Raw genomic sequence first — 25,274 nt, 5'->3', positions numbered from 1 at the left:
TCCATCGCCCGACGGACGGGCGGCGGACGGGGAGGTCACGGGGATGGGGCGGGACACCGCACAGCAGCGGGAGACGCCGGGGCGGGCGGCGCGACGGCAGGGCACGTGGCAGCGAGCGGTGCCGGAGCGGGCCGCGTCGGAGCGGGCGGCGGTGCGGGAAGCCGTGTTGGAGCAGGCGGCGCGGCGGCAACCGTCAGCGCAGGAAGCCGCGTTGGAGCAGGTTGCGCGGCAGCGAGCGGCGGTGCAGGAAGCCGTGTCCGAGCAGGTTGCGCGGCAGCAACTGTCGGTGAGGGAAGCCGCGTTGGAGCAGGCGGCGCGGCAGCAGCCGTCGGCACAGCAAGCCGCGTTGGAGCGGGCCGCGCGGCAGCGAGTGGCGGTGCGGGAAGCCTCGTCGGGGCAGGCTGCGCGGCAGCAACTGTCGGTGAAGGAAGCCGCGTCGGGGCAGGCGGCGCGGCAGCAGCCGTCGGCACAGCAAGCCACGCCAGAGCAGGCGGCGCCGGAGCAAGCCGCGCCGCAGCGGCCCGCACCGGAGCCGGCGTCGCCCCCGCGGCAACAAGCCACGCAGCCACAGCGGGACGACAAGCCACAGCGGGACGAGAACCCCCGCCGCCCCCCGTCACGCCCGCCCCGCCCCCTCCCCTTCCTCCGCCGCCTCCACCCCCTCCACCCCCTCCGCTCCTTCCGCCCCCTCCTCGCCGCCCTCGTCGTCGCCGCCGTGGCCGCCCCCCTCACCGCCGCCGCTCACCCGGACATCCCGGCCCCGCCCCCGGCGGCCCTGCCCGCGCCGACCCCGGCGACGCTGGGGCGGACGTACGCGGCGAACCAGGCGAACGCCGCCGAGGCTGCCCGGACGGCGGCGGCGCACGGGGACCGGCACCGGGCGCTGGCCGACCGTGAACTAGCCGCTCCCGGACGGCAGTTGCTGGTCTTCGACGGGCGCGGGCAGGGGCGGGTCACCGAGGTGTTCGGCGATCTCGCGCGGGCCCGCCGGGTCGCCGTCCTGGTCCCCGGCTCCGACACCTCCCTGGACACCTACGGCCGGTTCCACGCCGCCGCAGCAGCCCTGTACGACCGCCTCCGCCGCGAGGCCGGCCCGCGTGCGGCGGTGGTCGGCTGGCTCGGGTACACCACCCCGGAGACGGTCAGCACGACCGTCCTCACCACCACCCGCGCCGACGAAGCCGCCCCGGCGCTACGGGAGTTGACGTCCCGGATCCGCGCCCTCACCGGACCCGGGGCGGCCGTCAGCCTCGTCTGCCACTCCTACGGGACGGTGGTGTGCGCCCGCGCGGCGGCCGGGGCGGACGTCGGGGACCTGGTCCTCGTGGGCAGCCCCGGCACCGGCGCGGCCGACGTCGCCGCGCTGCGCACCCGGGCCCGGGTCTGGGCGGCGCGCGGCGCCGGGGACTGGGTCGCGGACGTGCCGCACACCAGCGTCGACGTGTTCGGGACGACCCTCGGACTCGGCACCGACCCGCTGTCGCCGTCGTACGGGGCGCGGGTCTTCGCGGCCGGGGACGGCGGGCACAGCGACTACTTCGCGCCGGGGTCGGTCGCGCTGGACAACATGGCCCGGATCGTTCTCGGGGAGTACCCGGAGGCCGGCCATGAGGGATGACGGCGTCGTACTCAGGGCCGCGCTGCGGATCGGCGCGGCGACCCCTAAGGGCCGGGACCGGGCGGTGGACGCCTTGCGGGCGCTGGCCATCTGCGGTGTCGTCCTGGGGCATTGGCTGGTCACGGCGCTGGTGGCGGACGGCGGCGAACTGCGGACGGCGAGTCCGCTGGCGGAGCTGCCGTGGCTGACGCCGGTGACGTGGGTGTTCCAGACGCTCGCCGTGTTCTTCATGGTGGGCGGCCACGTCGCGACCCTTAGTTGGACGACCCGTAGGGGATCGTACGGGGGCTGGCTGCGGGCCCGGCTGGTGCGGCTGTTCGGACCCGTAGGGGTGCTGCTGGGGGTGTGGGCCGTGACGGCCGGGTGCCTGCTGGCGGGCGGGGCGCCGGTCACGACCGTGCGGACGGTCGGCAAGCTGGCGCTGTCCCCCCTGTGGTTCCTGGTGGTGTTCGCGGCGCTGACGGCGGCGACGCCGCTGCTGCGGCTGCTGCATCCGCTGTGGCCGCTGGCCGTCGTCCTGTACGTCGACGTGGTCCGCTTCGGGTTCGGCGGCGGGCCCGAGTGGCTGGGGTGGGTCAATGTGGCGGCGGGCTGGGCGGTGCCGTACACGCTCGGTGCGGCCTGGACGCGCGGCGAGCTCGAACGGCCGCGCGCGGGCTGGGTGTTGCTCGCCGGGGGGACGGCGGCGACGGCCGCGCTGGTGGTGTGGGGCGGCTATCCGGCGGCGATGGTCGGGGTGCCCGGCGCGGCCGTGTCCAACCTGAATCCGCCGACGCTCGCGGCGGTCACGTTCGGCCTCGCGCAGTGCGGGCTGGCGCTGCTGCTGCGCGGACCGCTGCGGCGGGGGATGCGGCGGCCGGTGGTGTGGGCGGGGGTGGCGGCGGTGAACCTGTCGGCGATGACGGTGTTCCTGTGGCACCAGACGGCGCTCATGGCCACGACGGCGGTGGGGCTGGCGGCCGGTCCGCTGCCCGGGCTGCACACCGTCCCCGACTCGCTCGCGTGGGTGGGGTGGCGGCTGCTGTGGCTGCCGGTGTTCGGGGTGGGGCTCGGGGTGTGCTGGGGGGCGTTCCATGGGGCGGAGCGGTCCCGTAGGGCGGTTCCCGTAGGTGGGGTCCCCTGGGTGAGGTCCCGTAGGAGCGCATCCCCTAGGTGAGACCCCGTAGGTCCGGTCCCCTAGGTCCGGTCCCCTAGGGCGGGTCCCGTAGGTGTCGGGTTCCTCAGGGGGACTTCCCTAGTACCTGAGACGGACCCCGCGGAACCCTCTCAGTGGGGACGACCTGCGGCGGGCGTCGGCTTTACCGTTCTGACTGTGACCGAGACGACTCAGATCCACCGGACCGGGCCCCGCAGCCCCGAGGCCAGAGCGGCGCTGGAAGCCCTGCGCGGACTGCGCGAGGACCTGACCGACGACGCCTTCGCCTACCGCCCGCTCCCCCCGCTGGGCCCCGAGACCCGCCTGGCGCGGGGCGGCAAGAGCCGGCTGGGCACGTACGCGGTGTGGTGGCGGCACGGGCTGGTCGCGGCGGCCGGCGCCGTGGCGATGTTCAACGCCGCCGCGCCGTACGGCGGCAGCGGCCTGCTCGACGTGCTGCGCGGCCTGCTCGTGCTCGCGCCGGTCCTGCTGACCCTCGTCCGCCCGGCCCTCGCCTTCTGGGCCTCCCTCGCCTCGACGACCGTCATGTCCGTCCTCGGCGACTCCTCCTCCCTCTGGCCCTGGCAGCCCGGCAGCTTCCTCGCCCACCTGACCGTCCTGACGGTCGTCGCCCTGCGCACCCGCCCGCGCACGGCGGCCTGGATGTGGCTGCTGACCGGGGCGTACGGCCTGCTCGCCGGGCTGACCGGCGGCGCGGCGTACGGCACCGACACCGGCCCCATGATGGTGGCCTCCGCGTTCCTCCTGCTCGCCGTGACCGTCTGGCACACCCGGCGGCGGGCCGAGGCGGAGGTGTCGGCGCAGCAGACGGTCACCGCGCACGAGCGGTCGCGCCGGACCCTGCTGGAGGAGCGCACGACGATCGCGCGCGAGCTGCACGACGTCGTCGCGCACCACATGTCCGTCGTCGCCATCCAGGCCGAAGCCGCGCCCTACCGCGTGGAGAACACCCCGCCCGAGCTGGAGAAGGCGTTCGCGACGATCCGCGAGAACGCGGTGGCCGCGCTGACCGAGCTGCGGCGCGTCCTGGGCGTCGTGCGCGCCGAGGACTACGCGGCGCCCGACGCGCCGCAGCCCGTACTCGCCGATCTGGAGGGGCTGTTGGCGAATGTGCGGGAGGCCGGGCTTCAGGTGGAGAAGGTGGTGACCGGGGCCGTGCGGGAGCTGCCTCAGGGGGTGGAGCTGTCGGCGTACCGGATCGTGCAGGAGGCGCTCAGCAACAGCCTGCGGCACGCGCCCGGAGCCGGCGCCCGGGTCGAAGTCTCTTACGTACTCGGCGGGTTGGGGGTACGGATAGTCAACGAGGCGCCGCCCAAGCCGCTGTTGGTGAAGCCGTCGCCCGGCGCCGGGCACGGGATCACCGGGATGCGGGAGCGGGTGGCGATGCTCGGCGGCGGGATGACGGCGGGGGCGACGGCCGACGGCGGCTACGAGGTGGCGGTGTTCCTCCCCGTCGCCGCCGTGGTGGAGGAGGCATGACCATCCGCGTGCTGATCGCCGACGATCAGATGATGGTGCGCGAGGGCTTCTCCGTCCTGCTCAACGCCATGCCCGACATCGAGGTCGTGGGCGAGGCCGTCGACGGGCGCGAGGCGGTGCGCAAGGTGCGCGAACTCTCGCCGGACGTCGTGCTGATGGACATCCGGATGCCCGAGATGAACGGCATCGAGGCGACCCGGGAGATCGTCGCCGCCGACGGCTGCGCCAAAGTGCTCGTCCTGACGACGTTCGACCTCGACGAGTACGTGTACCAGGCGCTGCGCGCCGGAGCCTCGGGCTTCCTCCTGAAGGACGCCTCGGCCCGCCAACTCGCGGAAGGGGTACGGGTGGTGGCGTCCGGGGAGGCCCTGCTGGCCCCCTCGGTCACCCGCCGCCTGATCACGGAGTTCTCCCGCCTGTCCGACACCCCCCGCTTCGCCGTCGCCCAGGCGGCGTACGGGGGGTTGACCGAGCGGGAGACGGAGGTGCTGGTCCTGATCGCCCAGGGCCTGTCCAACGCGGAGATGGCGGAGCGGCTGGTGGTGGCGGAGTCGACCGTGAAGACCCACGTGAGCCGGATCCTGGTGAAACTGGGGTTGCGGGACCGGACTCAGGCGGCGGTGTTCGCTTATGAGGCGAGGTTGGTGATGCCGGGGTGAATCCCGGCCCGTCCGGCGCTTGAGGACAAGGCCCGTTCAGGGCCGACGCACTAGACACGATGCACCGTATGCAACGTCCGCGCATACGTCCCCGCCCCGTCCAGCAGCGAGGCCCCGCCCAGATCGGACATGGTCGGCCCGTTGACGGTCTTGCGGCTGGAGAGGAAACGCCGCCCGCCGACGGCATCGAGCCCCAGATAGATGCCCACATGATCGACGGTCACGGACACCGAGTCATCACTGGAGTCCGCGTTGAAGAGGACAAGGTCCCCCGGCTGAAGGAAGGGCACCGCGGGCGGAGCGGCCCCGTCGGTACGGGCGATACGGACGCCCGGCGAGTACTCGGCCATGTCACGGGACTTCCGGGGCAACCGCAGCCCGCTGGTGTCGGCCCCCTTCGCGACCGGAACGCCCAGGTGGTAGCCGTACACCATCCGCGTATAGCCGGAGCAGTCCATGTTGCCGACCTGCTTGCTGGACGGACCGGTGTAGCCGCCGTCGTCGAAGGTCCAGCCGGTGTTCATGTACTCGTGGAAGTCGGCGCCCTCGTAGCGGAAGCCGTACGGGTCGAGGTAGCCGTACCCGGACTCGCCGAGCACCTGCTTGCCCTGGGCCTGGCCGGCGCCGGCGGTGACGGTGTCGGCGCCGCCGAGGAACATGGCGGCGTAGGCGAGGGCGTCGGGGGCGAGGGAACCCGCGAACGTGCGGACGGTGCGCTCCAGTTCGGCGGTCCAGGTCCCGTCGTAGGGCGCGGGCAGCAGCCGGACCCAGTCGCCGTGGGTGACGCTCGGCGGGCTCGCCCAGCTGGAGTCGGTCACCTGGAACGAGGTCACGGCGAGGGTGACGGGAAGGTTGGTGCAGCCGGTGCCGGCGAGCGCGCGCAGCCCCACCCGGCCCTTGGCGAACGTCGAGTCCTCCAGGTCGACCGCCCACGCGGACGGCTCGGCGGAGGCGGACGGCCACGCCTTGACCTGGATGCGGGTGCCCTCCCGGCGGACCCGGACCGTCCACGGGGTGCCCGCGCGAACGCCGGCCGCGAGATCCTGCGCGGCGGCCAGCTGGGTCACCACGTCGGCCACCTCCTTCTCCACCCGCAGCTGCACCGCGCCGGTCGTGAGGAACGACAGCCGCGCCCGGTAGCTGTTGCGGGTGTCCTGGTAGCCGAAGGACAGCGCGTACGAGCACGCCTGCCCCGCCGGCACCTTGTCGAACGAGGCCACCGCCCGCACGTCCACGTCCGCGATCTCGCCGTCCCTGAGCGTGGCGTGCCGGCTCGCGTTCTCGGTGGTCAGGGCGATCCGGCCGGCGCCCGGCGCCACCGAGTAGTCCGCCGCGTCCGGCCCGAGCGTCGACCAGCTGCCCCCGCCGGGGGACGTGCCCCAGTACACCCGGTCCGCCGCCGGCAGCGACATGTTCGGCAGCGTCCGCCCGAAGTCGTCCGCGAACGGTCGCTTGTTCTCGGTGAACGTCCTCGCCGGGCCCTGGACGACGACGGTTCTCGCGCCCTCGGTCAGCAGCGCCACTCTCCGGCCGCCCGCCGTCACCTCGGTCCTCGCCGGGCTCCCCGGCAGCACCGTCGCCGTCAGCGCCGCCCCGAACGTCACCGGCGCGAAATGGGACCCGCCCAGCGGTGCCGTCGTCACCGACGAACGCGGCGCGCCCAGACCGCCGGTCGCCGCCGTGGCGGTGGCGGTACCCGCCGCGTACGACGGGGCGGCGGCGGCTCCGGCGAGCGGGACGGAGGCGGCGGTGGCGGCGAGAGCGGTCAGCAGACCGCGGCGGGAAGTTTCGAACATGTGTCTCATCATTCCCTGTCCGCCGCCGTACCGGAAGATCCCGCTTCCCCCATCCGTCCCTGATCTCCCCGCTCCGAGCCCTTAAGGGACACCCCTGGTCAGAGCCCGGTCCCTGCGGCTAACGTCCCCCCATGTCACCCTTCGACCCCTGGGACCCGGCGTTCCTCGCCAACCCCTACCCCGCCTACGCCGACCTCCGCGCACAGGGCCGGGTGATCCACTACGCGCCCACCGGACAGTGGCTCGTGCCGCATCACGCCGACGTCTCCGCGCTGCTCCGCGACCGGCGGCTGGGGCGGACCTATCAACACCGGTACTCGCACGAGGAGTTCGGGCAGCAGGCGCCCCCGGCCGCGCACGAGCCGTTCCACACCCTCAACGACCACGGCATGCTGGACCTCGAACCCCCGGACCACACCCGCATCCGCCGCCTGGTGTCGAAGGCGTTCACCCCCCGGACCGTCGACCAACTCAAGCCGTACGTCACCGAGTTGGCCGCGAGCCTCGTCGCGGAGCTGGTCGGGCGCGGCGGCGGTGACCTGCTGGAGGACGTCGCCGAACCCCTCCCCGTCGCCGTCATCGCCGAGATGCTGGGCATCCCCGAGGCCGACCGCCCGCTGCTGCGCCCCTGGTCCGCCGCCATCTGCGGCATGTACGAGCTGAACCCCGCCGAGGAGACGGCCACGGCGGCCGTCCGGGCGTCGGTCGAATTCACCGAGTATCTGCGGGAGTTGATCGCCGCCCGCCGCAAATCCCCCGGCACGGACCTCATTTCCGGCCTCATCGAGGCCCACGACGAGGGCGACCGCCTCACCGAGCAAGAGATGATCTCCACGGCCGTACTCCTCCTGAACGCCGGCCACGAGGCGACCGTCAACGCCACGGTCAACGGCTGGCACGCCCTCTTCCGCCACCCCGACCAGCTCGCCGCCCTCCGCGCCGATCACTCCCTCATCCCTTCCGCCGTCGAGGAGTTGATGCGCTACGACACCCCGCTGCAACTCTTCGAACGCTGGGTCCTGGAGGACATCGAGATCGCCGGGACGACCGTACCCAAAGGTGCCGAAGTCGCCCTGCTCTTCGGCTCCGCCAACCACGACCCGGCCGCCTTCACCGACCCCGGCCGCCTCGACCTGAGCCGCGCCGAGAACCCGCACATCTCCTTCAGCGCCGGCATCCACTACTGCATCGGCGCCCCCCTCGCCCGCATCGAACTGGCCGCGTCGATGAAGGCCCTCCTGGACCAGGCCCCCACCCTGCACGCGACCCAAGAACCGCGCCTCAAACCGAACTTCGTGATCAGGGGGCTGGAGGGGCTGAAGGTGGCGGTGTAGCGGCAGAGGGGGGTGGGGGTGGGGGTGGGTACGGGTGCCGGGCGGGCTCGGCCTCACCCCGCCCGCCCCTCTCACCCCGCCCCATCAAACCCCCACATCCCGCCGCCGCAACCCCACCAACCCCCCAGCGCTCAACACCCCAGCCAGCACCACCAACACCCCCACCACTCCCCAACTCATCCCCGCCCCAGGCAACTTGGGCAACTGCCCGAACGGCGAGAGATCCAGCACCAGTTGGGGAACCCCGAGCGCAGGACCCACCCACCCGATCAGCAGCACGGCCCCGGCAACTCCCCACGCCCCCAAGGAGATGCGCGGCGCGACCCCCACCAGCAGCACCGCCACCCCACCCACCACCCACACCGCGACGACCTGCACCAGACACGCCCCGACCACCGCCCAGACCTCCTTGCCGTACCCGACCGCGAGCCCGACCCCACCGGCCAGCAGAATCAGGGCACTTCCGCCGAACGCGACGACGAGATGCCCGGCGGCCCACCGCAGCCGCCCCACCGCCCCCGCGAGCAACGGCTCGGCCCGCCCGGAGACTTCCTCGGCGCGCAGCCGCAGCACGGAACCGACGATGTACAGCGCGGCGACCATCCCCAGCATCCCGCTCATGGCGGCGAGGAACGCCTCGGTGATCCCGGCGTGCCCGCCCATCCGCTCGAAGATCTCCCGCGTCCGCCGGTTGTCCCCGACGATCCCGGCGACCCCGCCCGCGAGCCCCCCGAACACCACCCCGGCGACGAAGAACCCGACCGCCCAGCCCGCCACACTCCCGCGCTGCAACCGCCAGGCGAGCGCACCGGCACTGCCGAGCCGCCCAACCGCCGGACCGGGCCGGGCACTTACGAAACCGGCCCCGACGTCCCGGCGCCCGGCGAGGAGGTAGGCGAGCGCTGTCTGTACGACGGCTGCGGCGCCGAACAGCCCCAGCACCCACCACCGTTCACCCGCGTAGGGCCGCAGATTCTCCAGCCACCCCAGCGGCGAGACCCACGTCCACCCCGACGAACCGTCCGCCCGCGCCGCGTCCCCGGCGGCCCGCAGCACGAACGCGAGCCCGACCAGCCCGCCCGCCAACCCCCTTGCCTGCCGGGCGCTTTCGGTGAACTGGACGACGACGGCGGTGGCCGACGCGAACACCATTCCGACCCCGGCGAGCCCGAGCCCGAACACCACCGCCCCGGCCACCCCCTGCCGCGCGAGCCCCACAGCGACGAGCAGCCCGATCGCCCCGCTCGCGCCGAACGCCGTCAACAGGGCAGCGGTGAGCGGGGACTTGCGCCCCACCGCCCCCGCCGAGACGAGATCCTGCCGGCCGGTCTCCTCCTCCTCGCGGGTGTGCCGTACGACGACCAGCAGCGCGGTGACCGCCGTGAGCACGGCCACGTACGCCCCGGTCCGCCAGACCGTGAGGCCGCCCAGGGAGGTGCCGAAGAGGGGGCCGATGAGCGACCGGTAGGAGGAGTTGGTCTCCACCTGCGCGAGCAGTCCGGCGCGGCCGGCGGAGGTGGGGTACAGCGTCTTCAAGGCGTCCGGCATCGACAGGACCAGCAGCGCCGACACGGCCACCCAGAGCGGGATCAGCAGCCGGTCCCGGCGCAGCGCGAACCGGACAAGAACCCTTGTCCCGGCGAGAGTTGTCATCACCGCGCCTCCTCCGGCTGGTAGTGGCGGAGGAACAGCTCCTCCAGCGTCGGTGGGGTCGAGGTCAGCGACCGCACCCCGGATTCGCTCAACTGGCGCAGTACGCCGTTCAGTTGGTCGGCGTCGACCTGGAGGCGGACCCGGTTCCCCTGGATGTCGAGGTCGTGTACGCCGGGCAGGCGGGCCAACCCGTTGGGCGGACCGGCGAGTTCGGCGCTGACGCTCGTACGTGTGAGGTGGCGCAGGTCGGCGAGGGTGCCGGTCTCGACCGTGCGGCCCTGGCGGACGATGCTGACGCGGTCGCACAACTCCTCTACCTCGCTGAGGAGATGGGAGGAGAGCAGGACCGTACGGCCGCGTGCGCGCTCCTCGCGTACGCAGGACTGGAAGACCTCCTCCATCAACGGGTCGAGTCCTGAGGTGGGTTCGTCGAGGATGAGGAGGTCCACGTCCGAGGCGAACGCGGCGACCAGGGCGACCTTCTGGCGGTTGCCCTTGGAGTAGGTGCGGCCCTTCTTCGTGGGGTCGAGGTCGAAGCGGGCGATCAGGTCGGCGCGCCGGCGCGGGTCGAGGCGGGTGCCGCGCAGCCTGCCGTACAGGTCGATGACCTCGCCGCCGGAGAGGTTGCGCCAGAGGGTGACGTCGCCGGGGACGTACGCGATGCGGCGGTGGATCTCCACCGCGTCCCGCCAGGGGTCGCGGCCCAGGAGGCGGGCGGTGCCGGCGTCGGCGCGCAGGAGGCCCAGCAGGACGCGGATCGTGGTCGACTTGCCGGCGCCGTTCGGGCCGAGGAAGCCGTGGACCTCGCCGGTCTCCACCCGGAGGTCCAGGCCGTCCAGGGCGTGGGTGCGGCCGAAGGACTTGTGCAGCGCGGTGACCTCGATGGCCGGGTCCGCCGCGGCTGCGGTGCTGGTTGCCTGCTTCATGCTTCAGAACGTACGCTTCTTTCAGAAATTTGTGAAGTTAATGAAGACTCCGAAGCCCGGGTAGGGTGAGGGCATGAGTGAAGCAGCAGGTGGACGGGGTGACGGGCGGGACGCCGAGGCCGTCTCCAAGTTCGTCGAGACCTTCGCGGCCCAGCTCGTCGAGGCGGGGATGGCGCGGATGCCGGCCCGGATCTTCGCCGCGCTGCTCTCCTCCGACGCGGGCGTCCTCACCTCCGCCGAACTGGGCGAACAGCTCCAGGTCAGCCCGGCCGCCGTGTCCGGCGGGGTGCGGTACCTGGCCCAGCAGCACTTGGTCACCCGCGAGCGGGAGCCCGGGTCGCGGCGCGAGCGGTATCGCGTGCGCGGCAATCAGTGGTACGAGGCGCTGACCAACCGCGAGGCCGTCATCAAGCGGTGGGAGGGCGCGCTGCGGGAGGGGGTCGCCAGCCTCGGGGAGCGGACGCCGGCGGGGCGCCGGATGGCCGAGACGCTGGCCTTCTTCGAGTTCGTGGACGGGGAGGTCGTGGCGATGATGGAGCGGTGGCGGGTGTACCGGGACGAGCGGTTCGGGGACGTCCTTTAGGGGACCTCCCTGACAGGGAAGCCCCCTAAGGGCAGCGGCCCCCTAGGGGCACCCCCCGTCAGGGAAGCCCCCTAAGGGCAGGGTTCCCCTAGGGGGAAGGCTTACCGCTCCTTCGTCTCCTCCAGCACCGTCCGCCCCAGCAGCGCATACCGCTCCGGCGACCTCCGCTTCAGATACTGCGCGTACCCGATCCCCCCGGCCGCGACCAGCGCCACCAGCCACGGCGTCACCTTCACCAGCAGCGAGCCCGACTCCGAACCCGCCGCGACGCCCATGTTGGACACCAGCAGGGCCACCACCGCGAGCATCGCCACCCCGCCCAGCAGCGGCGCGGTGAACGTCCTGAACCAGTGCCTGCTCTCAGGGTGGTTGGCGCGGAAGTACGCCAACACCGCGAACGAGCACACCGCTTGGACGACGAGGATCGCCATCGTGCCGAGAATGGCGAGCAGCACGTACGTGCCGTTGTACGGGTCCTTGCCCGCGATCCAGAACGCGCCGATCAGGACGGCCGAGACGCCGGTCTGCACGAGGCCCGCGATGTGCGGGGAGCCGTGGCGGGCGTGGGTGCGGCCAACTGTGTTCTTCAGCGCGGGAATTACCCCCTCCCGCCCGAGCGCGTACATGTAGCGGGCGGCGCAGTTGTGGAACGCCATGCCGCACGCCAGCGAGCCGGTGATCATCAGCCACTGCATGACGACGACCGCCCAGTGGCCGACGTACCGCTCGGTGGGATTGAAGAACAGGTCCAGCGGGTTGGCCGTCGCGATCTTCACCGCGTTCGCCTCGCCGACGCCGCTGATCGCCATCCAGGAGACGAAGACGTAGAAGACGCCGACGCCGAGCACGCTGATCATCGTCGCCTTGGGGATGATCTTCTTCGGGTCGCGCGACTCCTCGCCGTACATCGCCGTCGACTCGAAGCCGACCCACGACCAGAACGCGAAGAACAGCCCGAGCCCGGCCGAGGTGCCCTTGAAGGCGTTCACCGGGTTGACCGGGTCGAGGGAGAAGCCGTCGGGGCCGCCGCCGTGGAAGAGGACCGAGACCGCCATCGCGGCGAGGACGGTCACCTCGGTCGCGAGCAGCACGACCAGCAGCTTCTCGGCGACCGAGACCCCGAACCAGGTCCCCAGCGCGTTGACGCCGAGCATCAGGATCGCGAACGTCCACCACGGGATGTGAAGTCCCGTCTGGTCCTTGAGAGTTGAGGTCGCGAACGAGGAGAAGATGCCGATCAGGGCCGGCTCGAAGACGGCGTACGCGAAGGTCGCGAGCAGCCCCGAGGCGAGCCCGACGCTGCGGCCGAGGCCGTAGGAGATGAAGCCGTAGAAGGCGCCGGTGGACGTGATGTGTTTCGCCATCGCGGTGAAGCCGACGGAAAAGATGGCCAGGACGACCATTGCGACGAGGTAGCTCGCGGGCGCGCCGATGCCGTTGCCGGACGACACGATGAAGGGGACGTTGCCCGTCATTGCCGTGATCGGGGCCGCCGTCGCGACCGCCATGAAGACGACGCCCAGCAGGCCCACGGCGTTGGGCTTGAGCCGGTGCACCGTGCCCCCGCCCGCTGATCGCTCCGCCGGGACGACTCCCTCGTCCACTGCCATCGTGGCCCCTCTCCGTGCCGCTGCTCCAGAGCCGTATATCGGCCGGTCGGGAGGAATGCTGTAGTCCGAATGAGTCGGGGGAACGGGTCCGCCCGTTAAATGTGCGTCAACTAGACCTTTAGAAGTCGCGGTCTTGTTAACTCTTCGGTGGCGGCTGGATCGGGCCCGCCTCCCTTCCGTACCGTCGCCGGTATGACCACCTACACCGCCACCCTCGGCGGCGAGCGGCACCGCTTCGGATCGCTCGCCCGGCTGCTGGCCGCCGCGAGCCCGGAACGCTCCGGCGACCGGCTGGCGGGCCTCGCCGCGGCATCCGAGCGCCAACGGATCGCCGCCCGCTGGGCGTTGGCGGAGGTGCCGCTCACCCGGTTCCTCGCGGAACCGCTCGTGCCGTACGAGAGCGACGACGTCACCCGGCTCATCCTCGACGGCCACGACCCCGTCGCCTTCGCGCCCCTCGCCCCTTTGACCGTAGGGGAGTTGAGGGAATGGCTGCTGTCCGAGGCGGCCGACGGACCGGCCCTCGCGGCGGTCGCGGCCGGGCTCACCCCGGAGATGACGGCCGCCGTGTCCAAGCTGATGGGGAACGCCGAACTCGTCGCCGTGGCAAGGAAAGTGCGGGTCGTCACCGCGTTCCGCTCCACCATCGGACTGCCCGGCCGGCTCGCGACCCGCCTCCAGCCCAACCACCCCACCGACGACCCCGCCGGCGTCGCCGCGGCCCTCCTCGACGGCCTCCTCCTCGGCTCGGGCGACGCCGTGATCGGCGTCAACCCCGCGACCGACAGCCCCAAAGCCGTCCGTGACCTGCTGGAACTCCTCGACGGAGTGATCAGCCGGTACGCCATCCCGACCCAGTCCTGCGTCCTGTGCCACGTCACCACCAGCATCGACCTCATGGAGCGCGGCGCCCCCGTCGACCTCGTCTTCCAGTCCATCGCCGGCACCCAGGACACCAACGCCTCCTTCGGCGTGACCCTCGCGATGCTCGACGAGGCCCACGAGGCGGCGCGCGCCCTCGGGCGGGGCACGGTCGGCGGCAACGTCATGTACTTCGAGACCGGCCAGGGCAGCGCGCTGTCGGCCGGCGCGCACCACGGGGTCGACCAGCAGACCGTCGAGGCCCGCGCGTACGCCGTCGCCCGCCGCTACGACCCGCTGCTCGTCAACACGGTCGTCGGCTTCATCGGCCCCGAGTACCTCTACGACGGCCGGCAGATCCTGCGCGCCGCCCTGGAGGACCACTTCTGCGGCAAACTCCTGGGCCTGCCCATGGGGTTGGACATCTGCTACACCAACCACGCCGACGCGGACGCCGACGACATCTCGACCATGCTGACCATGCTGGGGGTGGCCGGGGCGTCGTTCGTGATCTGCACTCCGGGCGGCGACGACATCATGCTCAACTATCAATCCGCCTCGTATCACGACGCGTTGTACCTCCGCGAGGTCCTCGGCCTGCGCCCGGCACCGGAGTTCGAGGCGTGGCTCGGGGCGGTGGGGCTGATGGACGAGGACGGGGGGATCGGGGTGCGGGAGCTGGCGGGGCATCCGTTGGCGGAGATCGCAGGGGCGTTGGTGTGACCGGAGATCCTAGGAGTGCCGGCATGAAAGCCTTGGATCAGCGGGAGTTGACGGATCGTCAGCCCGATCTGTGGGAGGTGCTGCGCCGCCGTACCCAGGCCCGTATCGGCCTCGGCCGGGCCGGCAGCGCCCTCCCCACCCGCCACCGCCTGGAGCTCCAGTCCGCCCACGCCCAGGCGCGCGACGCCGTCCACTCCCCGTTCGAGCCGGAGCGGATCGCCGCGCTGCTGCCGGGAGTTGCGACCGTACGGGTCCGCAGCGCCGCCCCCGACCGGCTCACCTACCTCCAGCGCCCCGACCTCGGCCGCCGCCTCCACCCGACGGACCGGGCCCATCTCCCCGTGGACGACTGGGACTTGGTGTTCGTGGCCGGCGACGGCCTCTCCAGCCGGGCGGTCCACGAACACGCGGCGCCGGTCATCACCGCGACAACGGCCTTGCTGGCACCCGGAGTTCGCGTCGCCCCGGTCGTCCTGGCGGAGCAGTCCCGCGTGGCCCTCGGCGACGACATCGCCCACGCGATGGGCGCCCGCGCGGTGATCGTCCTCATCGGCGAGCGCCCCGGGATGTCGGCGGCGGACTCCTTGGGCGCCTACCTGACGTACGCCCCGACCCCAGGAGTGACAACCGACGCCGACCGCAACTGCCTGTCCAACATCCGGCCACCGCTGGGGCTGGGGTACGAGCTGGCGGCAGGGAAGCTGGTCGCGTTGCTGGGGCGGGCGGCGGAGTTGGGGAGGAGCGGGGTGGGGGTGAAGGACGAGCTGGAGGGGCTGCCGGGGTGACGTCCCCCGGCCGCCGACGCCGCGAAGGCCGGCCCCCGCCAGGACCTCGTCCCTGCCGCCCTCCAACACACCGCGCTCCCCGGCGTCCTCGACCCGGGCGACTTCGACCGATCCTCTGACGGCCCACCCTCCCCTGACTGCGGGGCGTTCACCTCTGCCCTTCATATAGTGATCGGGTCACTGGTCGGTCGATGGGGGTGGGCGAAACGTGATCAAGCCGGAGGAGATTCCGCAGTTCACCGGTGACTTGGCCCAACTGGAGCTGGATCACGCGGCGTTGAAGAAGGATGCGGGCGATGTCCGCAGTACCGGCGCCGACGTCGACTCCCAGTTCCAGGGCCTGTCGGCGTTCTACAAGGCCCCCGAGGCGGAGCAGCTCTTCGCGACGACCAAGCCGGTCAAGGACCGCGCGGACACGTTCGGCACGCATCTGGAGACGGTCTCCGGCGCCCTGTCGTCGTACGCGACGGAGATCCGCCCGCTGGTGACCAAGCTCGCCGACCTCAAGACGCAGGCGCAGACCTTCGTCAACTCGGTGAAGGACGACGGTGATTGGGAGTACGACGGCGACAAGGTCGACGAGCACAACAAGCTGCGTGATCAGATCACCGAGACCGTCACCGCTTTCTGGGCGGCGGAGCGGACGTGCCACAACAAGATCACGGCGATCTGGGGCGGCACGCAGATGGTCGCGGGCGACGGCTCGGACCGTAAGGATCAGTACGGGTTCAACGCGGCGGACCTGAAGAACGCGCAGGTTCCGTGGGGTGATCCGGTCGAGCAGAAGCATCACTGGTACGACGTCGGTCACTGGGTCAAGTCGTTCGTCTGGGACGGCCTGATCGTCGACGGTATCTGGGGCACTATCAAGGGTCTTGGGACGCTGGTGGGTTTCGGTGGCTGGGATGCGATGGGGCAGGCGTGGAAGGGGCTGGCGCAGCTCGCTACCGGGCTGGTGTTGTCGTCCATGCCGATCGTCGGGCCGATGTTCCTGATGGCGCCGGACGACAAGTTGCCGTCGTGGCTGCGGGATTCGCGGACGGCGATGAAGGAGACCGGTAAGGCGCTGGTCGCGTGGGACGAGTGGGGGAAGAACCCGGGTCGTGCGGCGGGCGCGGTGACGTTCAACGTGTTGACGACCGTCTTCACGGGCGGTGCGGGCGCCGCGGCCTCGGGTGCGGGCAAGGCGGGCGCTGTCGCGAAGGTCCTGTCCGTGGCGGGCAAGGCCGGGAAGGTCATCGACCCGATGACCTACATCGCGAAGGGCGCGGGCGCCGGGCTGTCGAAGATCGGTGACATCACGAAGGTGTTGCGGGGTGCGGGGAGCATCGAGATCCCGCATCTCCCGGAGAATGCGATCACCCTGCCTGAGGGCTCGGCCGTGCTGCCCGACGGGACGGTTCACCTCCCGGAGGGTGCCGCGATCCCGGCAGGCGTGCGGGAGTTGCCGGACGGTTCGCTGCGGGTCGCCGAGGACAGCGGGCCGGTGCTGCCGGAGGGCACCCACCGGGTGACCCCGGACGGCGACCCCACGATCTACCTGGCCCCCGAGGGCCATGTCGTCGACGGTCAGGGCCATGTCCTCCTCGACACCGACGCCAAGGGGCCCAAGGGCCTCGACGGTACCCCGGACGCGGGAGCGGATGTCCCCCGCACGCCGTCGCCGTCCCCGGACCGGGTACCGGCGATGGCGGGCGCGGCGCCGCACACCGCTGACGTCGCCCAGCACATCCGGCTGGGCGGCAGCGTGGACACGGGCCTCGGAGACGCCGGCCGAGCCCCCGGCACCGAGGCCGTCCACGCGGGCGGAGACCTCCCCGGCGCGGGCGCGGCGCATCACATGCCGGGTGGAACGGCGGACGGCGCTCTCCCCGGCGGCTCGGCGCACGACCACGGCCCGGCACCGTCGGCGGAGCACCCGGACGGTCACTCCGGGAGTGACGGCACTTCGCCCCCTCACCACGACGGGCCGGCCGAGGGGCACGGCCACCATGTTCCGGACGGTACGGGCCACGCCGCCGACTCCGGCGGGGACCTCCCGGCACCACCGCACGACAGCTTCGACGGCGCTGGCGCGGTCGTACCGGAAGGTCCGGGGAGCGACTTGCCCGATGGCTCCTGGGCCGGCGAGAACGGCCTGCGCCTGGACCCGGGGACGAACGCGGCGGCGGACGAATTCATCCGCCGCGCACAGGAGGCCGAGCCGCACATCACGGAGTCGGTGCAGGCGGTCGCGGGGCGCACCGGCGGCGGCAGGCTGATCGGACTCGAGTACCGGCTCAAGGGAGAGGACTCGCTCAAGCGCAAGCTGGCCACGGACCTGCTCGAGGACATCGGGATGGACCACGGCCGCGCGCTGGGCGACATCAAGGACTCCGTCCGCTACACGATGGAGGTCCCCGCCGACAACTACGCCCACGGCGTCCGGCAGGCGGTCGACGATCTGCGGGCCGGCGGCTTCGAGAACGTCACGTTCAAGAACACCTGGGACTCCGCCGGGTACAAGGGAATCAACTCCACCTGGCGCGATCCGTCGAGCGGCCAGGTCTTCGAGTTGCAGTTCCACACGGCGGACAGCTTCACGGCCAAGACGGACGGCCACGCGCTGTACGAGAGGGAGCGCCTTCCCGGTGTCTCCGCTCATGAACTCACCGCGATCAGGGCCGAGCAGTCCGAGCTGTTCGCCAGGGTTCCGGTGCCGCACGGAGCGGGGGACATCCGGCTCGGTGGCCATGGAGCCGGAGAGGGAACACCGTACGACAGCCCGTACACCGAGACCGCGCACGGCGGCTGGACCGGCGCCGGCTGGGTGGAGAAGCCGGACCTCGTCCACGACCCGGACTCCGTGGTCGCGGCTGAGATGTACGAGAGCATCAGGGCCACGGACAACAAGGCCGAACTGCCCGAGATCTCCCGGCACACCGGGGTGGACGAGGCGGTGCTCCGCCAGGTGAAGAGTCATTTCTTCCGGGCGCAGCACGAGGTGGCCGTCGGCCCCGGCACCTTCAAGAAGGGACTGTTCACACCCCGCAGGGATGTCGGCGAACTGTGGTACGCCGCACGCGAGGGCAAGCTCGGTGAGGAAGGGGTGCGGCAGTTCAGGAACCTGATGGCGCACGAGTACGTCGAGAGCCGGCTGATGAAGTCCGGCCTGCCTTACATCCGTGAGTACGAGCACCTGTGGGAACTCGACCCCTCGGACGGCAAGTACTACCGGCCGCAGTTCCCACAGGACGTCCGTGACGCGGGAGCGCATGACCTCGCCCCGAACGACAAGACCGGCGGGTTCCGGCACTGGCGGTCACTCGGGATGGAACCGCCGAAAGTCGAGCTGGCGGATGATTTGTCCAACATCGACGACGTGGTGAAGGCTATTCATCAGCAGCTGCGTCTGAAGGGGATGGACCTGTAATGAGTGCTGAGCCGTCGCGTCCGGTCCTGGAGCGGTTGCGTGTGGTCGACTGGTACGGCGACTGGGACGTGGCTGCCGCGCACACCCGTTCGCGGGCGCTGCTGATGCGGGAGTTCCTGCGGCGGGCCGCTCTCTGGGCCCGCGAGTACGGCGCCGAGGGGGAGTGGCCGTTCTACGACCTCACCGAGTTCGTCGCGCCGTCGTTCCGGCTCGATGCGGGAGTGACGTCTGAGCTGGAGGAATTCCTGGCGAACAAGGTGCCCACGCCGTCCACGACCCGGGTCTGCCGGGGCGCGGTGCGCTGGGCCGCGTTCCGCGCGGCCGGCGGGGGCGGGGCCGAGGGGCTGCCTGATCTGTACGAGCCGTTGCTGCTGATGTTCGAGCGCGGCGGCGGCTATTCGATCGAGGAGTTCATCGATCTGTACGGAGTGCTGATCCCGTACGGCACCTTCGGGTCGAACCTCGCCGCCGAGCCGTTCCTCACCCTCGCCCGGGGCACGCTGGACGCCCTCGACCAGGACGCGGCGGGCCGTATCACCTACTACGCCAAGACCAGCGAGGAATACCCGCGCGCCAGCCCGCGGGGGATCGTCCGCCGGCGTCTGGTCGGCCGGGACAGCGAATCGCACGACGAGGCGTTCACCCGCAACCTCCGCTGGGAACCGACGGAGTACCTGCGCCGCTACGACCTGGGGCACAACGACGTCGATCACGTGGAGATCTCCGAGCGGGAGGCCGGGGTGTTCATCGAGTCGGTGATGCGGCGACTGGGCGGTGCGTAGGGGTCGTTCTCGCCGTAGGACCCGTGAGACCGAACTCCTCCTGGCGGCCGACTCCCGTCGTCACAGGCCGGCCGCCAGGATCAGCCCTACAAGAACGAGTTGATCTCGATCGTCTCGTCGCGCCCCGGCCCCACGCCGATCGCTGAGATCGGTGCCCCCGACATCTCCTCCAGCGCCTTCACATACGCCTGCGCGTTCTTCGGCAGGTCGGAGAAGGTCTTGGCGGCGGAGATGTCCTCGGACCAGCCGGGGAGGGTTTCGTAGATCGGCTTCGCGTGGTGGAAGTCGCTCTGGGAGTAGGGGAGTTCCTCGACGCGCTTGCCGTCGATCTCGTACGCGACGCAGACCGGGATCTCCTCCCAGCCGGTGAGGACGTCGAGCTTGGTGAGGAAGAAGTCGGTCAGGCCGTTGACGCGCGTCGCGTAGCGGGCGATCACCGCGTCGAACCAGCCGCAGCGGCGGTCGCGGCCGGTGGTCACGCCGCGTTCGCCGCCGATGCGGCGCAGCGCCTCGCCGTCCGCGTCGAACAGCTCCGTCGGGAAGGGGCCCGAACCCACGCGGGTCGTGTACGCCTTGAGGATGCCGATGACGCGGCTGATCTTCGTCGGACCCACGCCGGTGCCCGTGCAGGCGCCGCCCGCGGTCGGGTTGGAGGAGGTGACGAAGGGGTACGTGCCGTGGTCGATGTCGAGCAGCGTGCCCTGGCCGCCCTCGAAGAGGACCACCTTGTCCTGCTCCAGGGCCTGGTTCAGGACCAGCACCGTGTCGGCGACGTACGGCCTCAACTGCTCGGCGTAGGCGAGGAGTTCCTCGACGATCTTGTCGGTGCCGATCGCCCGGCGGTTGTACAGCTTGGTGAGGATCTGGTTCTTCGACTCCAGCGCCGCCTCGACCTTCTGGGTCAGGATCGACTCGTCGTACAGATCCTGCACCCGGATGCCCACGCGGTTGATCTTGTCCGCGTAGGTCGGGCCGATGCCGCGGCCGGTCGTACCGATCTTGCGCTTTCCGAGGAAGCGTTCCGTCACCTTGTCGACGGCGACGTGGTACGGCGTGATGATGTGCGCGTTACCACTGATCAGGAGCTTGGACGTGTCGACGCCTCGCTCGTTCAGACCGCTCAGCTCGGAGAGCAGGACCGACGGGTCGACGACGACTCCGTTGCCGATGACCGGCGTGCAGCCGGGGGAGAGAATCCCGGAAGGGAGGAGGTGGAGGGCGTACTTCTGATCCCCTACGACCACCGTGTGGCCGGCGTTGTTGCCGCCCTGGTAGCGCACCACGTAGTCGACGGAACCACCGAGCAGGTCCGTCGCCTTTCCCTTGCCTTCGTCACCCCACTGAGCACCGAGCAGCACAAGTGCGGGCACGCGCGTACACCCCTTCCGGGCGGGGCATGTCCAAGGTCAGGGGCGTACGCGGCACAGCCCTGTGCCTCGTACCCCGGCGGCTGTACGGCCGCCGCCCGTCGGACCCGGATGCCCCGGAATAGACCAAGCCCCTGGCGCAATAGCGCAAGGGGCTCTTGCACAAAGATGCTACCCGAGGAAGCGAGGCAGGACCGAGGTGGCGACTTTCGCGACTTCCGATTTCCCGGCGTCCGATCAGCTGCTGGTGGTCATCGACCCGATCGCCCGGAAGATGGACGGTGAAAGCGTACGTATCGCGAAAGATGTCCTGAGCGCCGGGGCCGCGATGAAAGTGTGCCTGCCGGACGATCCGGAGGAGTTCGCCCGCGCGCTGTCCCGTAGGGGGTCCCGGCGGCCCGTCGTCATCGGCGACGACCGCGCGCTGACCCTTACGGTCTCCCTCCTGCACCGGCGCCGGGAGCTGGCCGGGTGCGCGCTGTCGGTCGTACCCGTAGGGGGTGCGGTGGAGGTCGCGCGGTCCCTCGGGGTGCCGACGGACACGGTCGCCGCGGCGCGGACGGTGCTCGACGGGGTGGAGCGGCGGCTGGATCTGCTGGTCGACGACAGTGATGGGGTGGTGCTGGGGGGTGTGTGCGTTCCGGAGTGCGGGGGTGGGGGCAGAGGTGGGGTGCTGGGGGGTTCCCTTGCGGGTTCTGCGGGCCCTACGGGTCCTACGGGTTCTGCGGGTCCCGCTGGGCCGGCGGGTGCTGCGGGGGCGTCTCAGGGTTCTTCCCTAGGGTCCCTGCGGCCTCTACGGCCCCTACGGCCCTGGCGGCGCACCTACCTCTCCCTGGTCCGCGTCCTCTCCGCCGCCGCTCGCGAGAACCCGGTGCCGCCCGTTCCCGGCCCCTCCCGGCTGCGGGTCGAGGTCGACGGCAAGGTGCTCGTCGATCTGGACCAGCCGGTCGAGACGGTCTCCCTGATCACCGGCGGGGCCTCCGGGACGGCCACCGTCGAGGTGCGCCCCGTCTCCGTGGGGGCCGAGGCGTCCGTCGTCGTGGGGCACGGAGGGGTCGTCACCGTCTCCGGCGCGGACTTCCGGTACCGGGCGGGGGTGACCGTCGGGGGGCCGGTCCGCAGACGGACGTGGAGCGTACGGGAGGGGGAGCTGGGGTTGGTGCTGCCGGCGGGGCCTTGAGGGACGTCCCCCTAGGGAGCCAGCCCTTAAGGGACGGTCCCTTAGGGCCTGCCGCCGCTCCCTCAAGCCGCCGCTCCCCTAGGGGCTCCCCCTCCCCTAAGGGAGCCCCCTGAGACATCCTTGACCCGTCCATGGCCAACTCCTGGTTCCGCCCCCAACCCGTACCCGGCAAGCATCTACGCGGGTAGTCATGCCCACGTCCGCCCTTCTCCCTCCGCGCGCCCCAGGAGCCCTCCTCATGCCCAGATCCCCCATGAACCGCCGCCAGTTCATGCACACATCGGCTGTCACCGGTGCCGCCGTCGCCGCCACGGGGGCGATCGGGGCGGGGACCGCGCAGGCGGCCGAGCAGCCGGTGAAGCACGGCGGCGGACATGGCCACAAGAACAAGACGTGGACGTTCTCCATCCTCGGTACGACCGACCTGCACAGCCACGTCTTCGACTGGGACTACTACAAGGACGCCGCCTACAGCGACAGCAAGGGGAATTCCGTCGGCGTCGCCCGGGTCGCCACGCTCATCAAGCAGCAGCGGAAGCAGAAGGGCGAGGAGAGAATTCTCCTCGTCGACGCCGGTGACATCATTCAGGGCACGTCCCTCGCCTATTACTTCGCCCGCGTCGCGCCGATCACCGGAAAGCACGGCCCGAAGCACCCCATGGCCACCGCCATGAACCACATGCGCTACGACGCCGCGGCGCTCGGAAACCACGAGTTCAACTACGGGATCGAAACCCTCCGCAAGTTCGAGAAGCAGTGTCATTTCCCGCTGCTCGGCGCCAACGCCCTCGACGCGAAGACGCTGAAGCCCGCTTTCCAGCCGTACACGGTGAAGCGGATCTGCGTCCCCGGGGCGCCGGACATCAAGGTCGGTATTCTCGGCCTGACCAACCCCGGAATCGCGCTGTGGGACAAGGACAACGTCAGCGGGAAAATGGTCTTCCCCGGACTTGTCGAGCAGGCGAAGAAATACGTGCCCCGGCTGCGCGCGCTCGGCTGTGACGTCGTCTTCCTCACCGACCACTCCGGTCTCGACGGCTCCTCCTCGTACGGCGACGAGCTGCCGTACGTCGAGAACGCCTCCAACCTCGTCGCCCAGCAGGTCCCGGGCATCGACGCGATCCTCGTCGGGCACACCCACGTCGAGGTGCCGTCGTACACCGTCAAGAACGAGGAGAGCGGCGCGGACGTGCTGCTCTCCGAGCCGTACTGCTGGGGTTACCGGCTGAGTGTTTTCGACTTCGAGATGGAACTCGTCCGGGGGCAGTGGAAGGTCGTCAGCAAGACGGCCGCGACGCTCAACCCGAATTCCGTCGACGAGGACCCCGAGATCAAGAAGCTGCTCGCAGCCGACCACGAATTGGTCGTGAAGTACGTCAACACCGCCGTCGGCACCTGCACCGCCGATCTCTCGGCCGCCGACTCCTGCTGGAAAGACGTCCCGATCATGGACTTCATCCACCAGGTGCAGATGGACAGCGTCAAGGCCGGCCTTTCCGCCGCCGACGCCGCACTTCCGCTGATCTCGGTCGCCGCCCCCTTCAGCCGCACCGCCGACATTCCGCAGGGCTCGGTCACCATCAAGGACATCGCCGGTCTCTACATCTACGACAACACCCTGTACGGAAAGAAACTGACCGGCGCCCAGCTCAAGGAATACCTGGAATACGCCGCGAAGTACTACCACCAGGTGGCGGCCGGCACGAAGGTGGACACCGCCACCCTCACCAACGCCAACAGCTTCTGGGACTACATGTACGACACCGCCGCCGGCGTCGACTACGAGATCGACATCGCGCAGGCCGAGGGGTCCCGGATCAAGAACCTCAGCTACGGCGGCAAGCCGGTCGCCGACAGCCAGGTCTTCGTCGTCGCCGTCAACAACTACCGCGCCAACGGCGGTTCGGGGTACCCGCACATCGCCGCCGCCGAGATCGCGTACAGCTCCACCAACGAGATCCGGCAGCTGATGATCGACTACGTGACCGCGAAGAAGACCCTCGACCCGAAGGACTTCGCCGACGTCAACTGGAAGCTGACGCAGAACGGGACGCCGGTCTTCTAGCAGCCCCTAGGGGAGCCGTCAGCCGCCTCGGCCGACGGCTCCCCGTGCCCCGTAAGGGGCGGCCCTGTACCACCCCGTAAGAACAAATAAACCTTTTCGGGCATATCCTGTTCTTGACCGAGAAGGTGAGTGCGATGCGTGTACTCCTCAAGGCGAGCCTCGACACCGAACGGGCCAACGAAGTCATCCGCACCGGCAAGATGCCGCAGCTGATGGGCGAGGCGCTGGACCGGCTGCAACCGGAAGCCGCCTACTTCGGCGTGGACCACGGCAAGCGCACGGCGTTCCTGTTCATCGACCTCCAGAACAGCGCCGACATGCCGCAGGTCGCCGAGCCGTTCTTCATGGACCTCGGCGCCGAGATCGACGTCACCCCGGTGATGGACCGGGAGGACCTGGCGACGGGCCTCTCCCAGCTCCGCTGAGCAGCCCCGCCGACCAGCTCCGCTGAGCAGCCCCGCCGACCAGCCCCGCTGAGCAGCTCCGCCGACCAGCCCCGCTGAGCAGCTCCGCTGAGCAGCTCCGGACAAAAACCCCGGCTCCCGGCACCAAGCCCTCAGCTGAACACGATCATCGACCCCTGCGCCAGACTCCGCGTAGCCGCCGCATGCAGCCCCAGCCACACATGCCGCTCCCGCGCGAACGGGCTCGGATCGTACGGCGCGGGCACCGCCGGCTCCTCCAACTCCGTCGGCGCGGAAGGAGGTTGCGGCGGCGCGGGCGGGTTCGCGGGGTCGATGCCGAGCGCGGGGGCGACGTACTCCAGCTCCCGCAGCAGCGCCTGCGAAGAGCCCAACGGGCCGCCGCCGGCGAGGAGATCGTCGTTGGAGAGGGGCTGAGGGAAGTCGACCGGGACGTACGCGCCGGCGTGGTCGTAATGCCACACCAGGTGCGACTGCTGTGCCGTCGCCTCGAACATCTCCAGCAACTGCTCGTAGTCGCCGCCCAGTTCACCGACCGGCGTCACCGGCAGGCCGCACGCCTGGAGGAGATAGGCGCGGCGCAGGAAGTGCAGCGCGTCGTAGTCGAAGCCGGCCACCGGGGCGACCTCGCCGGACAGACCCGGCATGTACTGGTACACCGGCACCGGCGGGAGCCCGCTCTCGGCGAGCACGGAGTTGTACTGCGCGAGTTCGTCGGCGAACGGGTTGTCGGGGGTGTGGCACAACACGTCCACGAGCGGTACCAGCCACAGGTCACAGGCCAAAGAATGCTCCTCGTAGTCGGTCCGTACGTCACATCACGCGTCGGTTTCGTCAGGGAAGCGTAGTCGCAGCCGCCCGCG

At 71.0% G+C, this 25,274-nt stretch carries 19 protein-coding genes; 13 read left to right on the top strand and 6 right to left on the bottom strand.

Annotated features, from left to right (window positions below; all coding sequences use genetic code 11):
* The first annotated feature begins 715 nt into the window (after positions 1-715).
* The 4 genes from ACYUD3_RS05950 to ACYUD3_RS05935 all read left to right on the top strand — a co-directional run bounded on the left by ACYUD3_RS05950 (position 716) and on the right by ACYUD3_RS05935 (position 4,912).
* Positions 716-1,618 (top strand): alpha/beta hydrolase, encoded by a 903-nt coding sequence (locus ACYUD3_RS05950; RefSeq protein WP_470966032.1) that lies wholly within the window; start codon positions 716-718, stop codon positions 1,616-1,618.
* Positions 1,608-2,774 carry an acyltransferase family protein gene (locus tag ACYUD3_RS05945; protein WP_470964737.1) on the top strand — a complete coding sequence of 389 codons (1,167 nt, stop codon included), beginning with the start codon at positions 1,608-1,610 and terminating at the stop codon, positions 2,772-2,774. The genes ACYUD3_RS05950 and ACYUD3_RS05945 overlap by 11 nt, the downstream gene beginning before the upstream one ends.
* Positions 2,775-2,930: 156 nt before the next feature.
* Positions 2,931-4,253, top strand: coding sequence for a sensor histidine kinase (locus tag ACYUD3_RS05940; RefSeq protein ID WP_470964734.1), 1,323 nt, complete (start codon positions 2,931-2,933; stop codon positions 4,251-4,253).
* On the top strand, positions 4,250-4,912 hold the full coding sequence (locus tag ACYUD3_RS05935) for a response regulator (protein WP_470964732.1): 663 nt from the start codon (positions 4,250-4,252) through the stop codon (positions 4,910-4,912). The genes ACYUD3_RS05940 and ACYUD3_RS05935 overlap by 4 nt, the downstream gene beginning before the upstream one ends.
* A 50-nt stretch (positions 4,913-4,962) precedes the next feature.
* Here the strand turns inward: ACYUD3_RS05935 and ACYUD3_RS05930 are convergent, their stop codons facing one another.
* The gene (locus ACYUD3_RS05930; RefSeq protein ID WP_470964729.1) at positions 4,963-6,708 is read right to left on the bottom strand and encodes an NlpC/P60 family protein; all 1,746 of its coding nucleotides are present in this window, start codon (positions 6,706-6,708) and stop codon (positions 4,963-4,965) included.
* A gap of 131 nt (positions 6,709-6,839) precedes the next feature.
* Between ACYUD3_RS05930 and ACYUD3_RS05925 the strand changes: the two genes are divergently transcribed.
* Positions 6,840-8,042 (top strand): cytochrome P450, encoded by a 1,203-nt coding sequence (locus tag ACYUD3_RS05925; protein ID WP_470964726.1) that lies wholly within the window; start codon positions 6,840-6,842, stop codon positions 8,040-8,042.
* Positions 8,043-8,126: 84 nt separating this feature from the next.
* Here the strand turns inward: ACYUD3_RS05925 and ACYUD3_RS05920 are convergent, their stop codons facing one another.
* Both ACYUD3_RS05920 and ACYUD3_RS05915 read right to left on the bottom strand, forming a co-directional pair.
* On the bottom strand, positions 8,127-9,695 hold the full coding sequence (locus ACYUD3_RS05920; RefSeq protein WP_470964723.1) for an ABC transporter permease: 1,569 nt from the start codon (positions 9,693-9,695) through the stop codon (positions 8,127-8,129).
* Complete coding sequence (locus tag ACYUD3_RS05915) at positions 9,695-10,621, bottom strand: ABC transporter ATP-binding protein (RefSeq protein ID WP_470964720.1); 927 nt, start codon at positions 10,619-10,621, stop codon at positions 9,695-9,697. The genes ACYUD3_RS05920 and ACYUD3_RS05915 overlap by 1 nt, the downstream gene beginning before the upstream one ends.
* Positions 10,622-10,694: 73 nt before the next feature.
* Here ACYUD3_RS05915 and ACYUD3_RS05910 point away from each other — a divergent pair, with 73 nt between their 5' ends.
* Positions 10,695-11,204 carry a GbsR/MarR family transcriptional regulator gene (locus ACYUD3_RS05910; RefSeq protein WP_470964717.1) on the top strand — a complete coding sequence of 170 codons (510 nt, stop codon included), beginning with the start codon at positions 10,695-10,697 and terminating at the stop codon, positions 11,202-11,204.
* A gap of 101 nt (positions 11,205-11,305) precedes the next feature.
* Here ACYUD3_RS05910 and ACYUD3_RS05905 read toward each other — a convergent pair whose 3' ends face one another.
* Positions 11,306-12,814 (bottom strand): APC family permease, encoded by a 1,509-nt coding sequence (locus tag ACYUD3_RS05905; protein WP_470964713.1) that lies wholly within the window; start codon positions 12,812-12,814, stop codon positions 11,306-11,308.
* 192 nt (positions 12,815-13,006) lie between these two features.
* Between ACYUD3_RS05905 and ACYUD3_RS05900 the strand changes: the two genes are divergently transcribed.
* The 4 genes from ACYUD3_RS05900 (at position 13,007) to ACYUD3_RS05885 (ending at position 19,377) form a co-directional block, all read left to right on the top strand.
* Complete coding sequence (locus ACYUD3_RS05900) at positions 13,007-14,398, top strand: ethanolamine ammonia-lyase subunit EutB (RefSeq protein WP_470964710.1); 1,392 nt, start codon at positions 13,007-13,009, stop codon at positions 14,396-14,398.
* A gap of 23 nt (positions 14,399-14,421) precedes the next feature.
* Positions 14,422-15,183 carry an ethanolamine ammonia-lyase subunit EutC gene (gene eutC, locus ACYUD3_RS05895; RefSeq protein WP_470964707.1) on the top strand — a complete coding sequence of 254 codons (762 nt, stop codon included), beginning with the start codon at positions 14,422-14,424 and terminating at the stop codon, positions 15,181-15,183.
* A 208-nt stretch (positions 15,184-15,391) separates the two neighbouring features.
* Complete coding sequence (locus ACYUD3_RS05890) at positions 15,392-18,595, top strand: hypothetical protein (RefSeq protein WP_470964704.1); 3,204 nt, start codon at positions 15,392-15,394, stop codon at positions 18,593-18,595.
* The gene (locus ACYUD3_RS05885; protein WP_470964701.1) at positions 18,595-19,377 is read left to right on the top strand and encodes a hypothetical protein; all 783 of its coding nucleotides are present in this window, start codon (positions 18,595-18,597) and stop codon (positions 19,375-19,377) included. The genes ACYUD3_RS05890 and ACYUD3_RS05885 overlap by 1 nt, the downstream gene beginning before the upstream one ends.
* Before the next feature lie 86 nt (positions 19,378-19,463).
* Here ACYUD3_RS05885 and ACYUD3_RS05880 read toward each other — a convergent pair whose 3' ends face one another.
* The gene (locus tag ACYUD3_RS05880; RefSeq protein ID WP_470964698.1) at positions 19,464-20,747 is read right to left on the bottom strand and encodes an adenylosuccinate synthase; all 1,284 of its coding nucleotides are present in this window, start codon (positions 20,745-20,747) and stop codon (positions 19,464-19,466) included.
* A 196-nt stretch (positions 20,748-20,943) separates the two neighbouring features.
* Between ACYUD3_RS05880 and ACYUD3_RS05875 the strand changes: the two genes are divergently transcribed.
* The 3 genes from ACYUD3_RS05875 (at position 20,944) to ACYUD3_RS05865 (ending at position 24,414) form a co-directional block, all read left to right on the top strand.
* Positions 20,944-21,924, top strand: a complete 981-nt coding sequence (locus ACYUD3_RS05875) for a diacylglycerol kinase family protein (protein WP_470964695.1) — start codon at positions 20,944-20,946, stop codon at positions 21,922-21,924.
* Between the two features lie 238 nt (positions 21,925-22,162).
* Positions 22,163-23,989: a bifunctional metallophosphatase/5'-nucleotidase gene (locus ACYUD3_RS05870; protein ID WP_470964692.1), complete on the top strand. Its 1,827-nt coding sequence runs from the start codon at positions 22,163-22,165 to the stop codon at positions 23,987-23,989.
* A gap of 134 nt (positions 23,990-24,123) precedes the next feature.
* On the top strand, positions 24,124-24,414 hold the full coding sequence (locus ACYUD3_RS05865) for a hypothetical protein (RefSeq protein WP_470964689.1): 291 nt from the start codon (positions 24,124-24,126) through the stop codon (positions 24,412-24,414).
* 131 nt (positions 24,415-24,545) lie between these two features.
* On the opposite strand, the gene ACYUD3_RS05860 is transcribed toward ACYUD3_RS05865, so the two are convergent.
* Positions 24,546-25,196: a hypothetical protein gene (locus ACYUD3_RS05860; RefSeq protein WP_470964687.1), complete on the bottom strand. Its 651-nt coding sequence runs from the start codon at positions 25,194-25,196 to the stop codon at positions 24,546-24,548.
* Positions 25,197-25,274 lie beyond the last annotated feature (78 nt).

It is taken from the genome of Streptomyces sp. AMJ-169 (assembly GCF_055597585.1).
This window is presented reverse-complemented; position numbering and strand designations above follow the sequence as displayed.